General features: G+C 36.7%; 19 protein-coding genes and 1 pseudogene. 9 read left to right on the top strand and 11 right to left on the bottom strand.

Translation table 11 applies throughout. From position 1 onward, the window contains the following. Positions 1 to 10: 10 nt before the first annotated feature. The 5 genes from F938_RS06665 to F938_RS06640 all read left to right on the top strand — a co-directional run bounded on the left by F938_RS06665 (position 11) and on the right by F938_RS06640 (position 5750). Complete coding sequence (locus tag F938_RS06665) at positions 11 to 721, top strand: fimbrial biogenesis chaperone (protein ID WP_005030542.1); 711 nt, start codon at positions 11 to 13, stop codon at positions 719 to 721. Positions 722 to 748: 27 nt separating this feature from the next. Continuing rightward, entirely contained in the window at positions 749 to 3304 is a 2556-nt protein-coding gene (locus F938_RS06660; RefSeq protein WP_010591321.1) for a fimbria/pilus outer membrane usher protein, read from the top strand. A gap of 3 nt (positions 3305 to 3307) precedes the next feature. Then, a complete protein-coding gene (locus F938_RS06655; protein ID WP_005030538.1) occupies positions 3308 to 4063 on the top strand; it encodes a hypothetical protein in 756 nt (251 codons plus the stop codon). Between the two features lie 53 nt (positions 4064 to 4116). Next, positions 4117 to 5249, top strand: a protein-coding gene (locus F938_RS23695; RefSeq protein WP_228129510.1) for an IS3 family transposase whose coding sequence is annotated in 2 segments (ribosomal slippage) — positions 4117 to 4369 and positions 4369 to 5249 — 1134 coding nt in all. Because the reading frame shifts where the segments join, the coding sequence is not laid out codon by codon here. 63 nt (positions 5250 to 5312) lie between these two features. Further along, positions 5313 to 5750, top strand: a complete 438-nt coding sequence (locus F938_RS06640; protein WP_005030535.1) for a fimbrial protein — start codon at positions 5313 to 5315, stop codon at positions 5748 to 5750. A gap of 253 nt (positions 5751 to 6003) precedes the next feature. Here the strand turns inward: F938_RS06640 and F938_RS06635 are convergent, their stop codons facing one another. The 3 genes from F938_RS06635 to F938_RS06625 all read right to left on the bottom strand — a co-directional run bounded on the left by F938_RS06635 (position 6004) and on the right by F938_RS06625 (position 8371). After that, entirely contained in the window at positions 6004 to 6903 is a 900-nt protein-coding gene (locus F938_RS06635; RefSeq protein WP_005030533.1) for a LysR family transcriptional regulator, read from the bottom strand. A gap of 153 nt (positions 6904 to 7056) precedes the next feature. Continuing rightward, on the bottom strand, positions 7057 to 7380 hold the full coding sequence (locus tag F938_RS06630; protein WP_004828645.1) for a hypothetical protein: 324 nt from the start codon (positions 7378 to 7380) through the stop codon (positions 7057 to 7059). A 97-nt stretch (positions 7381 to 7477) separates the two neighbouring features. Next, positions 7478 to 8371 carry a LysR family transcriptional regulator gene (locus F938_RS06625; RefSeq protein WP_005030531.1) on the bottom strand — a complete coding sequence of 298 codons (894 nt, stop codon included), beginning with the start codon at positions 8369 to 8371 and terminating at the stop codon, positions 7478 to 7480. A gap of 627 nt (positions 8372 to 8998) precedes the next feature. On the opposite strand from F938_RS06625, the gene F938_RS06620 reads away from it, so the two are divergent. Beyond that, the gene (locus F938_RS06620) at positions 8999 to 9187 is read left to right on the top strand and encodes a heavy-metal-associated domain-containing protein (RefSeq protein WP_004828649.1); all 189 of its coding nucleotides are present in this window, start codon (positions 8999 to 9001) and stop codon (positions 9185 to 9187) included. 60 nt (positions 9188 to 9247) lie between these two features. Here the strand turns inward: F938_RS06620 and F938_RS06615 are convergent. The 5 genes and pseudogenes from F938_RS06615 to F938_RS06595 all read right to left on the bottom strand — a co-directional run bounded on the left by F938_RS06615 (position 9248) and on the right by F938_RS06595 (position 15001). Further along, positions 9248 to 9935: pseudogene (locus tag F938_RS06615) on the bottom strand (IS982 family transposase). A 142-nt stretch (positions 9936 to 10077) separates the two neighbouring features. Further along, the gene (gene cueR / locus F938_RS06610) at positions 10078 to 10539 is read right to left on the bottom strand and encodes a Cu(I)-responsive transcriptional regulator (RefSeq protein WP_005030526.1); all 462 of its coding nucleotides are present in this window, start codon (positions 10537 to 10539) and stop codon (positions 10078 to 10080) included. A gap of 17 nt (positions 10540 to 10556) precedes the next feature. Then, positions 10557 to 13037, bottom strand: a complete 2481-nt coding sequence (locus tag F938_RS06605) for a heavy metal translocating P-type ATPase (RefSeq protein ID WP_010591551.1) — start codon at positions 13035 to 13037, stop codon at positions 10557 to 10559. Positions 13038 to 13685: 648 nt separating this feature from the next. Continuing rightward, positions 13686 to 14567, bottom strand: a complete 882-nt coding sequence (locus F938_RS06600) for a copper resistance D family protein (RefSeq protein ID WP_005030522.1) — start codon at positions 14565 to 14567, stop codon at positions 13686 to 13688. Between the two features lie 62 nt (positions 14568 to 14629). Next, the gene (locus F938_RS06595) at positions 14630 to 15001 is read right to left on the bottom strand and encodes a copper resistance CopC family protein (RefSeq protein WP_005030520.1); all 372 of its coding nucleotides are present in this window, start codon (positions 14999 to 15001) and stop codon (positions 14630 to 14632) included. Between the two features lie 268 nt (positions 15002 to 15269). On the opposite strand from F938_RS06595, the gene F938_RS06590 reads away from it, so the two are divergent. Continuing rightward, positions 15270 to 17639 carry a heavy metal translocating P-type ATPase gene (locus F938_RS06590; protein ID WP_005030518.1) on the top strand — a complete coding sequence of 790 codons (2370 nt, stop codon included), beginning with the start codon at positions 15270 to 15272 and terminating at the stop codon, positions 17637 to 17639. A 303-nt stretch (positions 17640 to 17942) separates the two neighbouring features. Here F938_RS06590 and F938_RS06585 read toward each other — a convergent pair whose 3' ends face one another. After that, positions 17943 to 19319: a heavy metal sensor histidine kinase gene (locus tag F938_RS06585; protein ID WP_005030515.1), complete on the bottom strand. Its 1377-nt coding sequence runs from the start codon at positions 19317 to 19319 to the stop codon at positions 17943 to 17945. Then, positions 19312 to 19992: a heavy metal response regulator transcription factor gene (locus F938_RS06580; protein ID WP_004828666.1), complete on the bottom strand. Its 681-nt coding sequence runs from the start codon at positions 19990 to 19992 to the stop codon at positions 19312 to 19314. Before F938_RS06580 ends, F938_RS06585 begins: the two co-directional genes overlap by 8 nt. Positions 19993 to 20146: 154 nt before the next feature. On the opposite strand from F938_RS06580, the gene F938_RS06575 reads away from it, so the two are divergent. Both F938_RS06575 and hfq read left to right on the top strand, forming a co-directional pair. After that, positions 20147 to 20413 (top strand): hypothetical protein, encoded by a 267-nt coding sequence (locus tag F938_RS06575; protein WP_010590876.1) that lies wholly within the window; start codon positions 20147 to 20149, stop codon positions 20411 to 20413. 153 nt (positions 20414 to 20566) lie between these two features. After that, positions 20567 to 20908, top strand: a complete 342-nt coding sequence (gene hfq / locus F938_RS06570; protein WP_005030511.1) for an RNA chaperone Hfq — start codon at positions 20567 to 20569, stop codon at positions 20906 to 20908. Positions 20909 to 21099: 191 nt separating this feature from the next. On the opposite strand, the gene F938_RS06565 is transcribed toward hfq, so the two are convergent. After that, positions 21100 to 21900 (bottom strand): undecaprenyl-diphosphate phosphatase, encoded by an 801-nt coding sequence (locus F938_RS06565; protein ID WP_005030508.1) that lies wholly within the window; start codon positions 21898 to 21900, stop codon positions 21100 to 21102. Positions 21901 to 22159 lie beyond the last annotated feature (259 nt).

Below are 22159 nucleotides of genomic sequence, written 5' to 3'. Positions count from 1 at the left end.
GGGGAATATTATGCGTTATCTACAAGCTGCTATATGTGTATTCTTAACCATGCCACTTGCTTATGCTGGGGTGTCTATAGATGGTACACGTATAATTTTCCCTGCTCAGTCTAAAAGTGTAAATGTCCAACTCAGAAACATATATGACACACCTGCATTGGTACAAGCTTGGATTGATAATGGCGATCCAAAGAAAACCCCTCAGGCAGAAGAAGTCCCATTCGTACTTAATCCACCTTTAGTTCGCATTGAGCCAAATAAAGGGCAAATTATTCGAATTATTCCTTTAGACGCCTCAAAATTAGCAAAAGATCGAGAGTCGATTTATTGGTTCAATATTTTAGATATTCCACCGAGTGACCCGAATTTAGCTGATAAAAATCATTTGTCATTTACGGTACGGACACGCGTTAAATTATTTTATCGTCCAACACAGTTGGCAATGAAAGCCGATCATGCACAACAAAGCCTTCAATTTAAACTAGATCGTTCTGCAAATAGTTTGACCATTAGTAATCCAACACCGTATTACATTACGGTCTTACAAGTAGAAAGTGGAAAAAATCATGCTTTTAACTCCGGCGAAGATGCCATCATGTTAGAGCCTTTTAGCAGTCGTAATTTAAAAAATTTTATCCCCGATCTTACAACAACAAAAATATCCTATGAAATTGTCAATGATCTAGGCGCAGTACAAACATTCGAAGCCGTCATGCAGTAATAAAACACTAATAATGGATCGTTTAGCATGCTAAATTTTAAAAAAAGCGAGCTCTGCTTAATGCTGTTGTCTGCGATTGCTTTGCAGGTGTCAGCTGAAGAAAATCAACAAAATTTGCTCGCACAAGACAATCAACATTTGATTGCTCAAGACAATACTCAATTGGTTGCGCAAAATAATGCTTTAGTGACTTTTAATTCTGCATCTTTATTTGGCAATGACCGTAATGTTTCTTTAGCCAATTTTGAAGTTAAAAACTTTGTTGCGCCTGGTAAATATTTAGTTGAGTTGTCGGTCAATAAGCAAGTGATCGGTAATCAGGAAGTCCGCTTTGATCATTTGGATGGGCAACGTTCGGCTGTGCTTTGTGTAGATACGAATTTATTAAATCAATTTGATTTAATACCAGCGTTTCGTAAAAGTTTAACTGAAATGCCATGTCGAACCATTAAACAAGTCAATGCTGATGCCTATTATGACTTTGATTTGTCTCAATTAAAACTGAATGTTTCCATTCCTCAAGCAATACGAGTCGAACGTCCAGAAGGATATATTGATCCAGCATTATTTAATCAAGGGGTAAATTCAAGTTTTATTGGTTATGCGTTTAACTATAACCGTGATGAAGATCGAGAAAGCAAATACTTGGGTTTAAATGGGGGATTAAATATTGCGGGTTGGTACTACCGACATGCAGGTGCATTTGAGTCTGAAAACTCAGGTTTGGGGCACTATTATTCTGATCAAAACGTGTTATATCGCGATATGACCCGATTAAAATCACGTTTGAGTTTAGGGCAATTCAATACCACAACTTATCGTTTGGATAATTTACCCATTGTAGGTGCGCAATTGGCGTCTGATCAGGAAATGTTACCGTGGTCAGCTCGGCAGTATGCCCCTGTAATTGAAAATTTTGCCAATACCAATGCATTAGTCAGAATTTATCAAAGTGGTCAAAAAATTTATGAGCGTACCGTACCTGCTGGCGCATTTCGTATTACTGATTTAAATACGGCAACTTCAGGAGATTTAACCGTTGAAATTACTGAAACAGGCGGTGAAAGAAGAAGCTTTAATGTTCCGATGCAAAGCAATTATGATTTAGTGCGTCAAGGTCGTTATAACTACAGTGTTGCGGGTGGTCGTTATCGCACACGTCATGAAACAACCCATGATAAATTGTTTCAAGGCAGTTTTAATTACGGGATCAATAATGCCTTGACCATTGGTGCAGGTGCAAATTTTAGTGATGACTATGCCAGTGGCTTGCTGGCAATATCTACTAATACACTACTTGGTGGCGTAACCGCTTCTATAGAACATACTGAATCTGAACTATATCGTAAGGATTATCGTGGGCAAAAATACAGTCTGAATTATCGTTATGATTGGCTAGCTCAAAATCTAAATTTTTATGCAGATTATTCGGCTTATGACCGTGAATATATGAGCATTTCCTCACATTTGTATCAGCGTAATTTGGCTGATTTAACTGATCGTGAGTATGATGACTTTTTGTATAATTATAATCTAAAACAAAATATGGGCATCAGTGTTTCCAAGTCATTCCCAAATACACGTCTCGGTAATTTTAATTTAGCAGTTCGTAAAAATAACTATTGGGATGACAGCCAAGATTATTATCAATATAACCTGAGTTATGGCAATACATGGAACAGAATAAGTTATAACCTTGGCTTATCACGTACCGACTATTCAGATCATGCGCGTAAACGAGGCGATGCTATTTATTTTTCCATGACCGTTCCACTCGATTGGCGCAAGAAAAATATGTCACTCAATGCCAGTGTTCAGCATGACCAAGATTCAAATACCACTTCAAATGTCAGTCTATCAGGCGTTTTGGGTGCGCATAATGAATTGAACTTTGGTGCAGGGGTGATTAATAATCAGCACGATACCTTATTTAATGGCAACATTAATTATTTATTGCCTGCCGTGAATCTAGGTGCAACCCTTTCAACCAATCAAAACAACACCCAGTATTCTTTATCCGCACAAGGTGCTGTTGTTGCCCATCGTTTTGGGATTACCCCAGTCAATACGTTGCCTGACACTTACACTATTGTGCATGCGGAAGAGGGGATGGGCGCTGTTGTTTCAAATGCTTGGGGGGTAAAAGTTGATCGCTTTGGAAATGCGATTTATCCATACAACACACCATACAGTAAAAATTTAATCACGCTTGACCCTGCTGATTTGCCTGCAAATGTGACTTTGGAATCTAACCAAACTGAAGTGATTCCACGTAGATATAGTTCACAACTTACTGAATTTAAAGCCAATAAATCAAGTAATATTTTACTGCGTATTCGTTACGCTTTAGATTCACAAATTGCGATGGGCAGTCAATTAAAGGATGAACAGGGCAATGTATTGGGTATTGTGGGTGCATCTAGCCAAGTGATCGTAGATAAACAAGAGGCATTATTGCATGATACATCTGTAGTTTGGGGAGCTGAAGCCAATCAACAGTGTAAGATTGAACCGATATCTAAGTCATTGTTAACACAGAAAAATACAGAAAATTTCAATATTATCAATGTGGAGTGTAAATAGATCATGAAGAAGTTATTTTGGTTATCAGCTCCATTTATATTGATATTTTCTCAATCCGGGTTGGCAGCAGTTGCAAATTGTACAACATATAATTCTGTGACTTTCAATCGTGTGAGTGGGACAATCAATAGTTTTCCATATAATCAAACATTCAATGATACTAATTCAGCACCATCAGTTAAAAATTGCTCTAATCCTGTAGCAATTCGTTCAAGTTTTAGAGCTACGACGGGGAATACTGATTTAGTAGGGATTAGCCCTTTTGGTGTAGGACCTACCATAACGATAACTGGTTCGAGTGCTAATCCGGTAACGCTTGCTGCGGCTAAAATTTGGTTGACGAGTAATGTTCAAATATCTTTTTCTTTACAGGACAATAATAATAGCCCTCCAATGGTTCAAAATATAATTGCATTGAATACAGATTATAATATTTTACCCAATACGGGTTTAGGTACGCCTGTATTGATTGGTGGTGAAGCATATTTTAGAGGTGCAACTAATTCAGGAACTAATTCAGCAGATGTGAGAAATCCAGTATTTAATTTAAAGTTATTGTCTATAACTAAACCTTCAGCAGCAATAATCGATGCTTTAAATAATGCAACAGTCAGAATTCATCTAGGAACAATTAATTATAAATATGATGATTATAATGGTTCGACGATTATGCCCAGTGGTACGCCAAAAGTGGGAGCAACAGAAATATATGTAGACGTTAAAAAGAGGTGGATCAGGAAATTTGAACAACACTTATAAGTGATATTTTGCTCCCCAAATGATGTTATAAACATCAATATATGGAGTATTTTATGGCACGTAGACCAAGAAGAAATCATTCAAATGATTTTAAAGCTAAGGTAGCACTTGCTGCGATTAAAGCAGAAAAAACACTTGCTGAATTGAGTGCTGAATTTGATGTTCATCAAAACCAAATTATTGACTGGAAAAATCAACTGATTTCAGCTTCCTCGCAAGCTTTCGATCAATCAAAAGCTCCAACAGAACCACCCATCGATCTAAAAAAACTACATGCAAAAATCGGTGAGCAGGCATTAGAAATTGATTTTTTAGAAGGTGTGTTGAAGAAACTGGGCCGCTTCAACCACAAAAGTTAATCGATGACTCACTTCAGATTTCAGTATCTAAGCAAGCTCAGCTGCTGAAAGTCTCCCGTGGTTGTTATTACTATCGCCCAAAACCTGTGAGTGCATCAGATCTGAAGCTAATGCGGTGTATGGATGAGTTACATATGCAATACCCTTTTGCAGGTAGCCGTATGATGCGTGATTTATTGAATCGTCAAGGACATCATATAGGACGACGTCATACACGTACTTTAATGAAGAAAATGGGCATTAATGCGTTATATTGCAAACCAAATTTAAGCCAGGCTAATCAAGCTCACCGTAAATATCCATATCTGCTCAAAGGATTGGCTATTCAGCGCAGTAATCAAGTGTGGTCTACGGATATAACGTATATCCCTATGGCAAAAGGCTTTGTTTATTTATGTGCTGTGATTGATTGGCATAGCCGCAAGGTACTTGCGCATAGAGTATCGATTAGTATGGAGGTTACATTTTGCATAGAAACATTAAATGAAGCTATTGAAAAATATGGCCGACCTGAAGTCTTTAATACAGACCAAGGCAGTCAGTTTACCAGTGATGCATTTATTGATGTATTGAAATCAAATGGCATTCAAATCAGTATGGATGGTAAAGGTCGATGGGTTGATAATGTGATGGTTGAACGATTATGGCGGAGCGTTAAATATGAAGAGGTGTATCTCAAAGCCTACAGCAATGTTTTGGATGCGAAGAAGCAATTAAACGCATATTTTGAATTTTATAATTTGAAACGACCTCATTCGAGTCTGGACAAAATGACTCCAGATGAGTTTTACTATGACCAGCTACCACAACAAAATAAGGTAGCTTAACTAGAGCAGAGTATCACTTATAAATAAGCTTTTAGTTGTTCAAACAAGTGGGACCACCTCTAAATGAACTTTGTGCTACCTACGTGTACTATGCTCAATCAAGTGGTGAATTTGGCACCTGTGCCGACGGCAACATTGAATAGTAATCAAACAGCCAATGAACAAGCTTTTAATGTCAATATTAATTGTACCGCAGCAATGCCAAATAAAGTTCTATTGGCAACGATCACTGACAGCTATACGCCAAGCAATATAAATAACAACGGAATTTTAAAAAATTCACCGAGTTTAGCAAATCGCAGTAATGTCGATGTGCAGTTAAGAGACAGTACCGATGTGCCATTGGCGATTGGGGCACAAAGCCCTTTTTATTCGATTCCTGTTGGTTCAACTGCAACGACATTTATGAAAACATTAAAAGCACGATATTACCGGACTTTAGCAACAGCAACACCAGGTTATGTTCAAACTCAGGCAACTGTTTCATTGGATTATCAATAATTAAAATAAAGAATAAGAATCTGCAATTTTTAATTTTTTAAAAAAACCTTATATCCCAATTAGATACAAGGTTTTTTTTTATTTAAATATACTTTTATAGACTAGATTTTTGTATAGATCAAGAATTGATAATGGATTTTAAATTAGAATGATATCGGGAGTTCCTTCTCTCCTTTGGAAAAGTTTGGGCGAGGGTTTTTATGTTGAATTATGGATCTAATGGAGATTGATAAAACAGCCTATTCTTTTTGATTTACACTAACTCTTTGTCGCTGTTTACAAAGCCAAATTTATGCAACAGGTTTTGTTGAGTTTGTTGCATTTCTTTAATCAGCCAATCTCTAAAAATCACTTTTCTGTTGTCTTCTTCTATTGAAGAGGATGCCAATAGGTAATAGGCTGAATCATCAAAGTGGAGATACTTTTCAACTTGAAAGAAATCGTGATCAAGTTCATGTTCAATCATAAAGCCAGAAACAATTGTTTGTCCTAAACCGGATAAACATGCCTCAATACATAAATAAAAGTGATCAAGCTCAATGGTGTTTAATTTTGAGATTTCAGGATATTCTTTCGCTAGGTAATTTTTAAACTTTGGACGTGATGTACTTAATAACAAATTTGTAGCACTTTGTTGATTGGAATTCACCATAAACATAAATTCGTCAATAATTTTGGTACTGAAAATATGATCACCCCAAGCAAAATCATTTCTTCGAATGGCAAGATCAATATCTTGATTTTGAAAATCTAGAGGTCCACCACCAGTTAAAAGGGTGATTCCAAAACCAAGATTTAATTCATTAAATCTGACCATACGAGGAATTAGCCATTTCATCGAAATCGTGGGTTCACAGGAGATGATTAAATTATCGTTCTTATATTTTTGTTGTTTGATACTGATTACACAATGATCTAATTGATTAAAAACATGTTGACAGCAATCTAAAAGCACTCTACCTTCTGCGGTTAAAATTAATGATTTATTTTTTCTTTCAAATAAAGCAACATTCAGTAAATCTTCTAAATTTTTAATTTGTCGACTTACTGCACTTTGGGTAACATAAAGCCTTTCTGCTGCAATGGTTACACTTCCCTCAATCGCCACATAATAAAAAAACTTTAATGAATTAAGTGATAATCTTTCTATCATGTTAAAAGCTCGTGTAATCCATACATAGAATTAGTTGATTTACTTGATCACCTGAATCAAGTATTAGTATTTTATTTTAATAGATATTAAAAGTTTTTGTAATGTGTCGCAATGCATTTAGTCGTAAAGATTCGTAAAAATCATCTATTTTATTTAATTTTTATCATGTTTACAGGCACACTTTCCATACATGTGATATAAAAATAAAGCAGGAGAATTTGTTAGATAGACCTCGTTTTGGTCAATAAAGTAGGTTTGATTCTTGTTTTGATCTAATACAGTTAGAAATTTATTTTGCCGATCAATCACAATGCCATGAGTCGTTGTTTTAATATATTCAAAGTTTTTATCAAGATGCCCCGTATTAAAAAAAACGGAGTCACCAATTTTAATTCGCCATTTTGAAATATCTTTGAGTAGACCACAATGTTTGCAAGTCCACTTCTTGGTTTTAAATGAAATATTGGGTTTAAGCATTTAGTTTCTCCTTTTGATTATTTTCTCATATCTAAATTTTTTATTTAATTGAGTAAATTTTTATGATTTTTATGATTTTATTGAATGATGAATCTCATTAATTAAATGCTTTTTTTTGATAATAAAACTTTTCTAAATTTAACTGTGTCTTATTTATCTCCTCAATTAACCAGTTTTTGAAAACAACTTTGCGATAATCCTCTTCTAAAGGCGATGCTGACAGTAAATAGTAGGAAGAGCCATCTTGAAATGGTTCTGTTATTGATTCTAAGTTACCGTTATTTAAGTATTTTTCTATCATGTATCCAGACACAATCGTTGAACCTAAACCAGATAAGCATGCTTCGATACAGAGATAAAAATGATCAAGCTCTTTATAGTTCAGCTGGGTGATCTTATCTCTAATATGATTGATCTTTAATAAAGTCCCCCAGAACTTCTGTCTTGATGATGATATTAGAATGTTATTATTACTTTTGGTTGAATTTTTAACAAAGAACATGGTTTCATCCATGAGTTTGATGCTATAAATATGCTCTTTCCAATTAATATCGTCCCTGCGTATGGCGATATCTGTATTATTGAAATTTATAGATCTATCATTTGTAGTAATCTTTAAATCAAAACCACTGTTTAATTCATTAAAGTTTTTTAGCCTAGGAATTAACCATTTCATACATAATGTGGATTCACAAGAAACCACCAATTCTTTGATATTTTCTTTTTTATTGTCTAGTCGAATAAGACATTTATCGATCTCATGAAAAATACCTTGACAACAATTTAAAAGTAACAACCCTTCATTGGTTAAATCTAACGTTTTTCCTTTTCTGATGAAAAGAGCTATATTCAAATCATCTTCTAAGTTTTTTATTTGTCGACTAACCGCACCTTGTGTAACGAAAAGCTTTTCTGAGGCAATTGTCACACTTTCATACATCGCTACATAATAAAAAAACTTAAATGAGTTTAGTGAAATCCTTTTAACCATTTAAGACCTTGCTCTATATTTTTGGGTTTGAGGTTATATTTATATGAATAAACAAGATTAGTTTATATAGTGAAGTTATTCTTAGCAATCTTATTAATTTGATGATTTATCAAGTGTATGATTGAGAAAATGTAATACATTTTTTTATAGCGATAAAATTGATTTTTATTGTTTTACTTTAAATTTTGCATTACAAAAAGTCATATTTTTTATTAATTATAAGTAATGCATGTTCTTTTGCTTAAGTTGTTTTGTTAGATATGTTAATGAGTTTTTTTGTATGTTGGTCGTTTTAAGGTTTTTATGATAAAAATTTTGATTATTGTTGATTTTTTAAGTAAATTTTTTGATATTGCGTGATTTTGTTTGAGTAAACATTTTTATTTAAGTACTGATTTTTAATTTAAAAAATTATTTAAATTTTTATTTATACACAATGCATCATTAAAAGGATAAAGATGTATTAAATATGAACAAGCTTTAAAGATAAATAAATGCATTTAATTAAAGTCATTCATCCTGATTATTTTAAAATTACAATGATCGTTAAAGAAATGATTTCAAACACTTGACCTTACAATAATGGCAACTTTTATCATGAGTTTACGATTAATTAAGGAGCCAAATATGGAATTCCATGTTGAAAATATGACCTGTGGTGCGTGCGTGCGCCGTATAGCAAAAGCGATTCAAACATTAGACGAGGACGCAGAAATTATCGCGGATACACCGAACCGTCATTTGAAAGTCAGTACAATCGTGACTGAAGAAGATGTAAGAGGGATGCTCGTTGAAATTGGCTATCCGGCACGATAAAATCTGAGGCATAAAAAAGCTACTCTGGTCAGTAGCTTTTTTTATATTTATTCACATAAACTAAAAATAACGTGAATTCGGCTTAAAGGATTTTAATTTAAGAGGAGCTAAAATCTGTTGAATTTCTGAGTTATCGTCTTTTACAAGTAGTAAGGCGTACAACATTAAAGCTGAAAATATCGTGGTTAGCAGTCCTATTTTTGATCGATGTCGTGTATGTTCAAGATCAAATTGACTTTTCATTAAATTAAATGGTGATTCAATAATGCCTCGCTTTCTTAATACCGCACGATCAAGTGGGTCTAAAGCTTGTGGCTTCATATTTCTTTTAATTCGTGTGATGAGTTGAACACCCATCTCAGCAAGACGAACTTTCCAATTTTCGCCAATATAACCACGATCACCAAACAGTTTCCCCTTTAGTTTTGATGACTGAACTAAATCAGGTAAAACTTTACGATCATCCACGTTACCTGTTGTAATACAATAAGAAACGAATTGTCCAACTTGGTCACAAATTAAATGTAATTTAAAGCTATAAAACCAATCTACTGAACTTTTTTCTCGACTGGCACTATCAGTTAATACACGATGTTGATTTATTCTTTTGTTACGGCATACAGCAAGTTTAGTAGAGTCAATGAAGGCGATTCCAACGGATGATACTTTTGAACGCTCAATTTGTTTTGCTATGAGTGAACATATATTGCTTAATATCATCGGAAATATCTGAACAAAAATCATCAATTAAGCAAAAAAGTCATATAAGCTGTATATCGATATAGGCATTTGAGTATATTCAATTTTTTTGTAGTGATTAAATTGTGACTCAAATGCCTATTCTTTAACAATTTTCTTATTCCGGATTCGGGTTAAAAATAGATGAAGATTTAAGCTTTGGATGTGCCAAGTGGTGACAGGGATAAAGTATCGTTATGGTGATGCACATCTCTTATTTCGAGATCTGTTGTCTGCAATCCATCAAGAATAGGGCAGTCTGGTCGATGGTCGCCAGCACAACAATTGATTAAATTCTGTAAAGTCTCCGTCATTTTCTGCAATTCAAAAATCCGCAATTCCAGTTTTTCAATATGAGATTGTGCTAATTTTTTAACATCTGCACTTTGTCTTTTTTTATCATTCCATAAATCGAGAAGATCGGTAATTTCACTGACTGAAAAACCCAATGTTCTTGATTTTCTAATAAATTTTAAGCGCTCTACATCTTGAGCACTGTATGAACGATAACCTGAATTATTGCGTCCGACAGCGGGAATTAAACCAATTTGTTCATAGTAGCGAATCATTTTGGCAGATATACCGACAGCTTTAGACAGTTTTCCAATGTTCATCTGAGTCTCCTTGGATGTTATTGTGCAGTCAACGTCGGGTTAAACCGACGTAAACGTAAAGCATTTCCTAAAACAAATACACTTGATAATGCCATTGCACCAGCAGCAAATATGGGTGATAAAAGAATACCGTAAGCAGGATAAAGCAACCCTGCCGCAACGGGGATTAACAGAACGTTGTAAGCAAATGCCCAGAATAGATTTTGATGAATATTACCAATGGTTGCTTTGGACAATGCAATCGCATTGGCAACACCCTGTAAGTTTCCAGACATCAACACGACATCTGCGGATTCGATCGCAACATCTGTTCCTGTACCAATTGCAAGACCAACATCTGCTTCCGCCAAAGCAGGTGCATCATTGATACCATCTCCAACAAAAGCGATGTTGCCATGTTGTGCTTTTAGCTGTTTTATCGCGTCTACTTTTCCTTCGGGTAGGACTTCTGCGATCACTTGATCAATACCTAATTTTCTCGCGATGGCTTGCGCTGTACGCGCGTTGTCACCTGTGATCATCGCGACTTCGAGACCCAATTGGTGTAAGGCTTTAATTGCACTTGGTGTGGTGGATTTAATTGGATCAGCAACGGCAATAATACCGGCTAACTCGTGATCAATCGCAACATAAAGTGGAGATTTTCCCTCATCTCCTAAACGTTGTGCGGTATGTGCAAATGGTGAAATATCCACATTTAACTGAAGCATGTAACGATCTGCACCGACATGAATCGTATGCCCATCGATCGTTGCTAAAACGCCCATACCAGTGACAGAGTCAAAACTATCCACACGAGAAAGTTTAAGATTTTGCCGTTTTGCTGCATTGACGATTGCTTGCGCGATCGGATGTTCGGAACGCGACTCTACAGCTGCGACCAAACTTAAAACATGTTCATATTTGAAGTTTTGAGTGACCTCAAAATCCGTTAATACGGGACGACCTTCTGTTAAAGTTCCCGTCTTATCTACAGCAACAATTTTAGAGTCTTTAAGCAGTTGTAATACTTCACCTTTGCGGAACAGCACACCCAATTCAGCACCACGTCCTGTACCCACCATAATTGATGTTGGTGTTGCTAAACCCATGGCACAAGGGCATGCGATAATCAAAACAGCCACAGCATTGACCAAAGCAAAAGTTAAGGCTGGTGATGGACCAAAAATAAGCCAGATTAAAAAAGTGAGTGTCGCTGCCAACATTACGGCAGGAACAAACCATAATGTGACTTTATCGACCACTGCTTGAATCGGCATTTTAGAGCCTTGTGCTTGTTCAACTAAGCGAATAATTTGAGCAAGCATGGTTTCACCGCCAACAGCAACAGCAGTAAAGGTCAAAGTACCATTTTGATTAATGGTGCCGCCGACAACATCACTTTCAACCTTTTTCTCAACAGGAATAGGTTCTCCAGTAATCATGGATTCATCAACGAAACTTTGCCCATCCACCACCTTGCCATCGACTGGAATTCGTTCACCTGGCTTCACAATGATAAAGTCACCTACAACTACTTCATCTATAGGAATATCGACGACTTGATTGTTACGTGATACATGTGCGATTTTCGCTTGTAAACTGACTAAGCGTTGTATGGCTTCGGAAGTTCTTCCTTTTGCTTTTGCTTCGAGAAAACGACCAAGTAAAATCAAGGCGACAATCACAGCAGCCGCTTCATAATAAACGTTGACGGTGCCAGCGGGTAAAATCTGCGGTGCAAATGTGGCAACAAGAGAAAAAAGATAGGCTGCTAATGTACCTACAGCCACCAGTGAATTCATGTCTGGCGCGAAGCGGAACAGAGCAGGGAAACCATGTACATAAAATCTGCGACCTGGGATAAGCAGTACTAAAGTGGTCAGAATAAATTGTAGGTACCAACTATTTTGCATACCGATGGTTTGTGCAATCCAGTGATGCAGACTAGGGAAGATATGCGAACCCATCTCTAGTATAAAAACTGGGAGAGCAAGAACTGTTGCTAACGTTAAATCTCTTTTTAATTCACTTCGTTCTTTGTCTTTTTTCTCAAGATGCTGTGTTTGATTAGGAACTGCATTTTGGATTTGTTTGGCATCATAGCCGGCTCGATCTATGGCGGCAATGAGTGCATCGACGCTGGCATGACCACTGACAGTTGCGCGCTCAGTCGCTAAATTCACAACCGCTTCTTTTACGCCATCAACTGCTTTTAATGCTTTTTCAACACGACTTACGCAGGAAGCGCAGGTCATTCCATCGATGGAGAATTCAATTTTTTCATCGATAACATCATAACCAACTTGTTCAACAGCTTGAATGAGCTGTTGACGTTGTATTGGTTTATCGAGTGAAATATCTGCGCGTTCTGTTGCTAAGTTTACGACAGCATCTTTTACACCATCCACTTTTTTAAGCGCAGTTTCTACACGACCCACACAACTGGCACATGTCATCCCCTCGATTTGTAAGTTCATTTTTAAATCAGAATCAGTACTATATGGAGAATTTGCCATCATTTATACCTTACTATTTTCTTGAATGATTTAATCCTAAACTCTTCCATCATGGGAAGGTCAAGCGAAATATAATCAATCTGTAGTAAAACTCATATCGTAAAATAGAATTTCTCTTGATCAATAAAATGAATGAGATGAATCTATTGTTTAAAAATTTTTAGCTTTCGTTGCCATGCTTTACATCTAAAGTTTGAATAACGTTGTATAGATGATGTCTCACTTTGCCTAAATCATTTTTTTGTTTAACCGCATTCTTATGCTGCAAACAAATCAGAGTTTGTTTTTGCTCATACACTCCCACTCAACATGACGATATCCATCTCGCATCACGATAGAATGCCCATCCATGCTTGCAAAAATAAATGAATCACTGAAGCATCTAACAACTTGTATAAAAACAGAAAGTTTATTGAATATGCATGATCGAAATAAAATTACTTATGTGAATCATCAGACGATTTGACTATTGTGTAAGATGTTTCCTTAAAAATATAAGCCAAACAAGCTGATACTTTATTTAATATTTGGATGGGCTTTGGAACGAAGCAAGACTGAAGATGAGGCAATACAGTCTAAGAACAGTAAGTCTTGCGTTTTGAAATAAGTAAGGCAAAAAGGATGACAGGGTCAGTCAGTATAGGGCACTCATTCAATCCCGACGACTGTTGTAATATATGCCGTGGTAAACAGAATCATTAACCCAATCGACATTTCAAACAAAATGGCATAACCCAGATATCGTCCAAATTGAGGTTTGTGCAGTTGCGGGGTAAAAAACCATTTGTTAAATGCAGCGAGAAGTAATATACAACCAACAAACAAGATTTTGAGTATAAATCCATAGCCATAAGGGGTGCTGGTCAAGGTATCAATATCTTTAAATAAGAGCACCGCAACACTTGCACCACAAACAATTAAGATGCCCACAATAAATCCAGCAATCTGCCCAAATAAATGTGTACGATCTTTCAAAGCAAGCCCTACCAATTGACGGGTAGCTTTGAATAATGGATATAAAGCACCCATCCAAACGGAAATGAATAGTACATGAACTGTCAGTAGAATTTGAGCAAAAAAAGGTAAGTTTGCTGCATGCCCAGTTTGAGAAAAACTATAGGCAAGCGGTAGCAAGAATAGCCCAAATAAAAATCGTTCAAACATAGACGTCTGTGTGGTTTTTTGAGTGAACTTGATGAACAATAAAAGCAGAAGAACGAGAAAAATAAGGATACGTCCAATCAACATTTGACCAGTAACTGTATTCAAGAGGATCTGGATATACGTCGTATTGAATATTCCAGCAAACCCTGAATCTGCAAAACTACCGACCAGAATGAAAAAACAAGCAATGCTAGAGATCAGCCCTAAACCTGCTCCAAAGCACATATATTGAAGAATGCTTTTTTTCAGTGAGATGAAACGATTAAATAACAAGTAACAAAATGCGCCACCTGTAATAAATGCCATGCTTAAATACAAAGTGACTTTGCTCAGCCAAGTTAATCCAATCCAATATTCAGAAATCATGATTTTCCCAAATCAATACGGTGCTAGAAATCTGCTGGTGTTTCATTGACGATTCAAATATTTTATTGAAGTGTGAAGCTATACTCACCACTCATGTTGTGTCCATCTTTGCCCATGGTTGTCCATACCACGGTATATTTTCCTTTTTGAAGATTTGGAACTGGAACATTAAAGGATTTTTTAAGGTCATGATTCACTTTATAGTTCAGTGAAATATTTTTTTGTTGAGCATCTATTAACTTAATGTTCATCAACATGACCTCTTCGCCAAAATTTAGAGTGAGATTTTTAGGTTGATCCGTTACAGCTGCATTTACGGCTGGAACTGCACTAAGTAATTTCACATGAGCAAGTGCACTGGTTGCTGTAAAAAGCAGTGTAATACCAAGAAATATGCTGGATACTGTTGAAATTTTCTTCTGAAAAAAGCGCATATGAAACTTCCTATTAATAAGATAATGGTTAAGCAACCGTATCACCTCAGTCTCTACGATTGCTTAACTATTCAATTATTCAATATTCAGATATACAACAATATGACTTTAAAATTACATTTTTGTTGTTTAGTAAATCTAAATAATAGGCAATGATAAATTGTTGGTTTGAACATGATCAAAGTCAACAGCATGTGGAAAGGAACACCTGTTACAACAATTGAAATATTAAATTAGTGAGCATGTGAAAAAAATCACGGAGAGAAGTATGGAACACGAACAAAAAGTGCAAACTATAGAAAACTCTATGAAAGACCCTGTTTGTAATATGTATGTAGATAAACAAGAGGCACTTCAGCATGATTTTGAAGGGAAAACCTATTATTTCTGCAGTGAGAAATGCCAATCAAAATTTAGCGCAGCTCCACATTTATACACCTCCAGCAATAAGGAAATACAACCTCCAGTAGGACATGAAAAAGCAAGTCATTCACACCATTCTGCTCAGCCAAGTGAGAATGATCAATCTCTTCAAAATTCCGTAACAATCTATGTATGTCCGATGCATCCTGAGGTTCGACAAGATCATCCAGGAAATTGTCCTAAATGCGGTATGACCTTAGAACCAGAATTGCCCAGTTTAGAAAATGAAGATCATTCTGAATTAGAAGATTTTCAAAAGCGTTTTTGGTGGACCTTACCAATGACGATTGTTGTTGTTTTTCTTGCTATGTTTGGTCATCAAGTGAACTGGTTTAAGATGTCGACGCAAAGTTGGATTGAGTTGGTTTTAACTTTACCTATCGTATTTTGGGCAGGTCGCCCATTTTTTATTCGTTGTTGGCAGTCCGTGGTACACCGAAATCCAAATATGTGGACATTAATTGGCTTAGGAACAGGGGCTGCATTTGTCTATAGTGTGGTTGCAACAATTGCTCCTCAGGTTTTTCCTGACTCTTTCGTTTCTATGGGGCGTGTATCGGTCTATTTTGAGGCAACTGCCGCAATCATCACACTGACTTTATTAGGACAGGTTTTAGAATTAAAAGCCCGTTCCCAAACTTCAGCCTCGATTAAATCATTACTTGGTCTTGCCCCTAAAACAGCAAGAAAAATCAATGCTGATGGAACTGAAGAAGATGTTGAACTGAGTTCTGTACACGTTGGAGATGTATTAAGAGTTAGACCGGGTGAAAAAGTACCCGTTGATGGCGTTATTGTAGAGGGACAAAGCTCTATTGATGAATCTATGCTGACTGGTGAACCTTTACCTGTCAATAAAAAAATTGGAGATCAAGTGATTGGAGCGACTTTAAATACAAGTGGCTCATTGATTATACGTTCAGAAAAAGTGGGTTCTGCGACCATGCTTTCCCAAATTGTGCAGTTGGTTTCGCAAGCTCAGCGATCAAAGGCACCGATGCAACGTATGGCAGATCAAGTTGCAGGAAAATTTGTCATGGTTGTGATTGGCGTATCGATTGCTACTTTCATCGGATGGGGGATTTTCGGACCTGATCCAAGTTGGGTATATGGTTTAATTAATGCTGTTGCTGTTTTAATTATTGCTTGTCCATGTGCTCTGGGCTTGGCGACGCCCATGTCCATTATGGTATCAACTGGAAATGGGGCGACAAAGGGCGTGCTGTTTCGCGATGCTGCTGCAATTGAAAATTTACGTAAAGTCGATACCTTAATTATTGATAAAACAGGGACGCTCACTGAAGGGAAGCCGAGATTTGATCGTGTTATTGCCACAGAAGGTGTTTCAAGTGATGATGTATTACGTTTGGCTGCAAGTTTAGATCAAGGAAGTGAGCATCCTTTAGCCGAAGCCATAGTACACGCTGCCCGTGAACGAAATATTGAATTAACTACACCTGAATCTTTTGACTCTGACTCTGGTATCGGGGTGATGGGCAAAGTAGAAGGTTTGACCTTGGCACTTGGTAATACTGCTTTAATGCAACAGTTGGATGTTTCTGTTGATGTTTTAGTGTCTCAAGCAGAGAAATTAAGATCTGAAGGCGCTAGTGTTATGTATTTGGCAGCTGATGGGCATCTGTTGGGGTTACTGGCAGTTTCTGATCCCATAAAAAGCAGCACGCCGGAAGCGATCGAAATTTTAAAGAAAGATGGCGTGATGATCGTAATGGCAACAGGCGATGGTATGACCACAGCTCGTGCAGTGGGGGTAAAACTGGGAATAGACCAAGTTTATGGCGAAGTTAAACCCGCAGATAAACTTGATTTGGTCAGTAAATTACAAAGTGAGGGGCGCATTGTTGCAATGGCAGGAGATGGCATTAATGATGCACCAGCCTTAGCAAAAGCTGATGTTGGCATTGCGATGGGAACAGGTACTGATGTTGCAATGAATAGCGCTCAAGTCACTTTGATTAAGGGTGATCTTAGAGGAATTGGGACTGCGCGCGCACTTTCTGAAGCAACTGTCCAAAATATGAAGCAAAATTTGATGTTTGCTTTTCTTTATAATGCTTTGGGAATACCTATTGCCGCAGGAGCGCTTTATTTCTTTACAGGTTGGTTGTTGTCTCCAATGATCGCTGCGCTTGCAATGAGTTTGAGTTCTGCTTCCGTGATCGCAAATGCATTACGTTTACGGCTAAGTGCATAAAAAGTTCATATTCTGAGAGGTTGTTAAAACGTGTGCTGTAAAAAACCGTACTTGGTTTTTTACCCTGTTGAGCGAGGGAAACTTACACCCTCGCTCAACAGGGCGACATCCATGTTGCCTCACGATAGAAAGACCACCTATGATTCAAAAATAAATCTTTAAAAGCGTCTAATCATTTTTATAAAAGCATAAAGTTTATTGAATATGAATAATTGAAATCGAATCACTTGTATGAATAATCAGGTGGATTGACGATCTTGACCTATTGATTCGCAATTGTGATTGAGATGCTTAGTCAAAGTATTAATTCTTAAAAATAATCGAAAAAATCACCAGCCCATCTCTAGATTCTGCATAAATCAGTGCGTTGTGCATATCCAATATTGACTTGGTGATTGCCAGACCAAGCCCTGTGCCATCTTCAACTCTTTGACGAGATGCATCAGTCCGATAAAAGCGGTCAAATACACGTGATAATTGTTCTGGAGAGAGGGCAGGACCTTCATTTTCTATCGAAAATAAAGTATTTTCTGTTTGTTGTTGAAATTTAACACGAATGACTGAATTTGCTTTTCCATATTTGATCGCATTGGAAAATAAATTGCTCAAGGCACGGCGTAACATGGTTGGATCGGCATTGACTTTACCTGAACCTGATTGTTCAAAACGGATATTTTTTTCCGCAGCTAGTGCATCATAAAACTCAAATAATGCTTCGATTTCTGTAGCTAAATCAATCTGTTCAACTTTGGCTAAAGTTAAACCATTTTCTGCTTTTGCTAAAAACAACATATCCGAGACGATTCTTGCCAGATGTTCAAACTCTTCTAAATTGGAAAATAAAACTTCTTTATAGGCATCTATATCACGGCTACGAGACAGACAAACTTGTGTTTGTGTCATTAAGTTATTGATCGGAGTGCGGATTTCATGGGCTAAATCTGATGAAAAGTCTGAGAGCTTTTCCAGCGCAAATTCCAAACGATCGAGCATTTCATTAAATGCAATGGTCAAAGGTTTTAATTCCAAAGGAGTATTTTTAAGTTCTAAACGAACAGAAAGATGTTGTGCGGAAATACTTTCTGCGACTTTCGCCATTCTTTGCACAGGACGTAAGCCACGCCATGCGGCGTACCAACCTAAAAACATCAAACACAGTGTACCAATTAAACCGATATAAAACAGTTGGCGCTTAAACTCGTTTAAAAAGATTAAATGCTCGGAGGTGTCGATACCCACTAGAATTTGGGTAGATTGAATAATATTATTGCTTTTAATATTTTTTTTATAAATAAATCCACGATAGGTTTTATCTTGTACTTTCCATTCAATCCACGGATAGTGCTGAGATTTGGTGTTTTTCTGTGTGGCAATAATGGCATTGGTTGAACTAAAAATAATCTTACCTGTTGGTCGTTCAACTTGAACAATCAGATTATCATGCCCAATGAGTGCATCATTTAATGAGATGGACAGCTCAAACGAGTCGGTGGGGTTTTGCGCTAATAGGCTATGAATGAGTTGGATTTTTCCATCAAGTAACTTTTGGTCTTCTTTCTCAAAGTGCCGTGTGACGCCTTTATGGATGACCAATCCCATTGTCATTAGAATAGTAATGGTAGAAAAAGAAAAAATAATGGCAATTCTAAAACTTAAAGCATTAAACAGACGATTACTCATCTTCTACCTCAAGCACATAGCCCATTCCGCGAACATTTTGAATCAGTTTTGGCATAAAATCTTGATCGACTTTATTTCTCAAACGTTTAATTGCAACTTCAACCACATTGGTGTCACTGTCAAAGTTCATGTCCCAAACTTGCGATGCGATGAGTGCTCGAGGAAGAATTTCTCCGCGTCTGCGCATAAATAATTCCATCAGTGCAAATTCTTTTGCAGTGAGATCAATACGTTGTCCTGCGCGGGTAACACGACGTTTTCTTAAATCTAGCTCAAGATCTGCAATCCGAATTAAGTTACTGTCTTCTCTTTGTTGTCCACGACGAAGCAGACTTTTAATACGTGCTAATAATTCTGCAAAGGCAAAAGGTTTAACCAAATAATCATCTGCACCTAGATCCAGTCCTTTAACTCGGTCTTCAATTTGATCACGTGCGGTTAAAAACAAAATAGGCATGGTTTTTCCGCTTTTACGGACATCATGAATGATATGCCAACCATCTAGCTCTGGCAGCATGACATCTAAGATAATAAGGTCATATTCTTCGTAAAGCGCTTGATGTCTGCCCATGCGTCCATCTGTGACCCAATCAGTCATATAACCAGCTTCAGATAAACCTTGTTTGAGATAATCACCAGTTTTTTGTTCATCTTCGACCAATAAAATTCTCATTGTAATTTCCTCAAGTGTCTATCTCATTCGGTGTCATCATAACGTTATAAAAGCAAACATGCCCATGAATGACATAAATGTCATTTTCATGTCATCTTGAAGTTTGAGTCACTGTCTTATTGTAGAGCGAATCAAAGCCAACTTGGGTGACAAAATGCAAAAAATATTCAGTAAAAGTGTAATGGTATTCATGTGTATAGGTGCATTAATCGGCACTACACAAACTTGGGCACATGGTGATGAACATAAAACAGCTGACGGTAAAACTACAGTAAAAAAACAGGAGAAGTGTAAAGAGCCTTGTAAACCAACCAAGGAAAGTAAAACTCAAAAAAATGATCATTCACAACATCAGCATGGAAACTCGACTGATATGTCGAAAATGGATCATTCAAAGATGTCAAATAAAACTTCTAAATAATCCAATGAAAATCGGGATGCAACACTGAGACATGAGTAGGAGCTTACACGCTATGGTCTAGTTTTGAACAACATAATGTGTGGGCTTCATGGATGAATAGTTTTAACAACTTAGTCGAGTCTGCTCCCTATTTTAAATTTTGGAGTTGAAAAAATGTCAAAAAATCAAAGTTTACAAGATCCTTTTTTGAATGCACTTCGAAAAGAACATATCCCTGTTTATATTTTCTTAGTCAATGGAATTAAACTACAAGGACATATTGAGTCTTTTGACCCTTATGTTGTTTTGCTAAAAAATACTATGGGGCAAATTCAGATCATATATAAACACTCGATTTCTACAGTATTTCCAACACGTAATCCACGTCCTAATATTGGCGTTTATCTGTCTCAATTCGGTACTCGATATGGTTTTGGTCGTCCAGATGAGTTAGGGGATGAAACTCAATATGAAGCGTTTTCGCAAAATGAAATGAATGCTCATAGTCAGGAATAATGAGCGAGAATGATGTTATTCCCTGTAGAGTTTTCATATTGACCATGTTCAATGATTTAAAGTACTTAAGATATTTCTAAACTATTCAGGGAATTTAAACTTAAAAAAAGACCCACAGTGAATGTGGGTCGATAGAGGTAGGGCAAAATCATAACAACCAGATCATAGCCAGTTCAAACGATTTAAATTTTTTATAAAAATACAATCAATAAAATAATACCCAATACAACACGATACCATGCAAAGACTCTTAATGTATGTTTTTCAACAAATTTTACCAAAGCTTTTACCACCAAAATAGCGGCAATAAATGCAGCAACAAAGCCTACTGAAATATTCATCAGATTATCAGACGTTAAAACATCAGCATTACGAATTAAATCATAGGTTGCAGCACCTAACATGGTTGGCATTGCCAAGAAAAATGAAAATTCAGTGGCTGCTTTTCGTGATAAGCCCGATAACATTCCGCCAATAATCGTTGCGCCAGAACGTGAAGTTCCAGGGATCATGGCAACGCATTGTGCAAAACCCACCAAAATAGCTTGTTTCAAGGTGATGTCGGTTGCTTCTATGGTTTTCGGCTCAAACTTTCTGGCTTCAACGGCAAAAATAATCAAACCGCCAATAATTAAAGCAAAAGCAACAACTAGGGGGCTAAACAGCACCTGTTTAATAAAGTCAACAGCAAGTACACCAATCACCACAGCGGGTATAAAGGCAACCAAGACATTGATTGTAAAACGTCTAGCATGTACATCACCTGAGAAAAAGCCGCGTACTAATTCGATGATTTTTTGACGATATAACCAGCATACAGCCAAGATTGCCCCGAGTTGGATCACCACTTCAAATACTCGACCTGAATCTGAGTGGAAGTCGATCAAATGCCCAAATAGAATTAAGTGACCAGTACTGGAAATCGGTAAAAACTCGGTCAGACCCTCAATAAGCCCCAAAAACAAAGCTTTGACTAGTTCAAAATTTTCCATAAATGAAATAAGCAAGAATTTAAAAAATTGAACCTTTTTAATGTATTTAACGCTACTTATAAATGAAAAAAGACAAAATTTTACGAAATTTTTACGCGGTTGATCTGACCGTGAATAGAGAGTTTACGGGCTATTTTCCGATACTGAGAAATGGAATATCCCAGTGTTTAGGATGGAAAAGATGAGTGCTAAATATATAGCGCATCAACAAGTACAGCATCCAAAAATATGCTTACGACAAAAACTTAAAAAACATGCC

Origin of the sequence: Acinetobacter bereziniae LMG 1003 = CIP 70.12, assembly GCF_000368925.1 — a bacterium.
Taxonomy (GTDB): domain Bacteria; phylum Pseudomonadota; class Gammaproteobacteria; order Pseudomonadales; family Moraxellaceae; genus Acinetobacter; species Acinetobacter bereziniae.
This window is presented reverse-complemented; position numbering and strand designations above follow the sequence as displayed.